This is a genomic window from Salipiger sp. (genome assembly GCF_059781815.1).
The window spans coordinates 1-2,735 of the sequence record NZ_JBYNAH010000368.1; the positions used below are offsets into that span (position 1 = coordinate 1).

Annotated in this window: 3 protein-coding genes; all 3 read left to right on the top strand. The window is 65.2% G+C overall.

What is annotated here, in order from left to right; translation table 11 throughout:
* On the top strand, positions 1-409 hold a 409-nt coding region (locus AC6RA4_RS24755; protein ID WP_500164863.1), incomplete at its 5' end, for a hypothetical protein.
* A 21-nt stretch (positions 410-430) separates the two neighbouring features.
* Positions 431-1,720 carry a DUF1513 domain-containing protein gene (locus tag AC6RA4_RS24760; protein WP_500164865.1) on the top strand — a complete coding sequence of 430 codons (1,290 nt, stop codon included), beginning with the start codon at positions 431-433 and terminating at the stop codon, positions 1,718-1,720.
* A 333-nt stretch (positions 1,721-2,053) separates the two neighbouring features.
* On the top strand, positions 2,054-2,735 hold a 682-nt coding region (locus AC6RA4_RS24765), incomplete at its 3' end, for a DctP family TRAP transporter solute-binding subunit (RefSeq protein WP_500164867.1).

Genomic DNA, 2,735 nt, shown 5'->3' on the forward strand with positions numbered 1-2,735 from the left:
CCTGGCGCTTCCGGTCACAGGCTGCGCCACCAAGAGCAGCGATCCTGCGACAATGGACAAGCAGGTTCTGGTCGAGACGATCCTGACCGAGGGCGCGCTGTCCGTGTTCAAGGCGCCCGGTGCCGGTGAAATGATCCAAGCGACGGCAGCGCTGCCTCAGGCAACCAAGGGCTACCTGATCACGACGCTGGAATCGAAGCGGCGCGATCTCGGGACCGAAGCCGCCTTTGCCGAAGGTGCCGAGCAGGAGCGGCTCGACGCCGAGTATGACTGGGTCGATGCCAACCTGCGCTGCATCAACACCGGCGACTGTGCCGATCTGCACCGGCTGCAGGCATCGCGCAAGGCCGCCGCTGTTCTGGCGCAGCAGGGCGGCGATTCCGGTGACAGCGGAGGCCATTCCGACTGATCCCATGCGGGAGGCCTGACGATGCACAAGCGCATCTTTCTGAAATGGCTTGCGGCGGCCTCGGTGTCGCCGCTTGCGGCGTGCGAGGTCTTTGAGCCGCACGCCATTGAGCCTGTTCTGTCCACAAAATCCGCCGTCTTCGTTCCCGGCTATTCGCCCGCCGGAGCGGTGCTCGAGAACGAGCCAGCCGACAGCCGCCGGCGGCGCTCGGCGCGTGGGCCGCAGACGCTTCTGACCCGCGTCGGCATGGACGGAACGGTGCGGCAGGCGGTCTTTCCGGTGATCGGCCATGACGTTGCCATCGCCCCCGACGGGCGCACGGGCTTCATGGGGCGGATGAACCTCGGCGGCGGTGCCGAGGCCGCGCATCACGTGATTTTCGACGCCGAAACGCTCGAGATGATCGCCGACGGGCGGCCCATCGCGGCGGACTGGCGCGGGGGCGGACACGGGCTCTATCTGCCGGACGGCACGCTGCTCTGCTCGGAGCGCGCGCCGCTGGTGGGCTATGACGGAAACCCGCGGGCGCATGACGGGCGGATCTCGGTGCGCGATCCACAGAGCCTGAAGGTGTTGTCCAGTTTCAGCTGCCACGGCATAGATCCGCACGAGATCCGGCTGACCCGAGATGGCCGCCACCTCGCGGTGGCCAATTACGGCTCGACCGCGGCGTCAGGGGCGGCGAAGAAATCCGCGCCGCGCCATATGGTCGAAGCCTCGGTGACGATCATCGAGATCGGCAGCGGCCGGCTTGTGGAGCGCGCCACGGTGACCGATCCCGGCACCGAGCTGCGCCATGTCGCCCTCGGGGCCGATGACCGCAGCTTCGCGATCCGCTGCAGGCTCGGCAGGCCGGGAGAGGATGCCACGTTGCGCCGCCGTATCAATGCCTCGGAGCCCGACCGCACCGCCGATCCCGACAGCAGCTACCTTCCCGCCGCGCCGGTGATGTTCGCGCCCGACAGCACCGAGCCGGTACGGCTCGCGTCGCGGGAGGCGCCGGCTCATCTGCGCCATGGCCTTTCTGTGGAGTATGATCCGCTGAACGACGAGTTCATCGCGAGCTTCCCCTCGTCGCATCGGCTGATGGTGTTTTCTGCCAGCGACGGGCACGTGAAGCGCTCCATCGACACGCGGCAGATCGGCCTCGACTACCCCTGCGGCCTGGCGCTGCTGGGCGAGGGGCCGTTCTATGCGCTTGCCGGATATTGGCAGGATCTTCTGGTCATGCGGCGCGGAACCCACCGTCCGGAGCGCCGGCTTTCGCAGCACGTGACCTTCTACGGCCACAGCCACATGACCGCAGCCTGAAGGCCATGCGTGTCTGCGGTGCGGCATCGCGCCACGCGATTCGCACGGCAGGCTGTGAGTCGCATCGCGCCGAATCAACTTTGCCGCATTTGTGTGCGGTTTTTCGCACGAGCGGGAATGCGCCGTGTGCGGATTTTCGCACAAGACTGTGGCGGGCGGCTTGATCGACGTGTCGCTGAGGTCGGGTAAGATTCTGATTTGAAATATAAAAATGCCCATTTTTGCAGTGCCACGCGCCGCCTCTTGATGCAATTTCTGCATGGCTGTCTTGTGCCCAGCGAAGGGCCGGCAGGGGAGCGGGCCCTCACTCATCATCACTTCGGGAGGATACCGATGAAGAAGTTTCTGATGACTGCCGTGGCCGCTGCGGCCCTCACCACCGGCGCCACCGGCGCGATGGCGGCTTGCGACGATGGCGAAGTCGTCATCAAGTTCAGCCACGTCACCAACACCGACAAGCACCCCAAAGGCATCGCCGCCTCGCTGCTGCAAGAGCGCGTCAACGAGGAAATGAACGGCAAGGCCTGCATGGAGGTCTACCCGAACTCCACGCTCTACAACGACGACCAGGTTCTCGAGGCGATGCTGAACGGCGACGTCCAGATGGCCGCGCCCTCGCTGTCGAAGTTCGAGCAGTTCACCAAGGTGTTCCGCATCTTCGACCTTCCCTTCATGTTCGTGAACATGGATGCGGTTGACGCGTTCCAGAACTCGGAAACCGGCCAGGAGATGAAGGAATCCATGGTCCGCCGCGGCCTGCTCGGCCTTGGTTTCTGGCACAACGGCATGAAGCAGATGTCGGCCAACAAGCCGCTGCTGATGCCCGAAGATGCCGCCGGCCTGAAGTTCCGCGTGCAGCCCTCCGAGGTGCTCAAGGCGCAGTTCGAGGCGCTTGACGCCAGCCCGCAGCCGATGGCCTTCTCGGAAGTCTACGGCGCGCTGCAGACCGGCGTTGTCGACGGTCAGGAAAACACCTGGTCCAACGTCTACGGCCAGAAGTTCTTCGAAGTGCAGG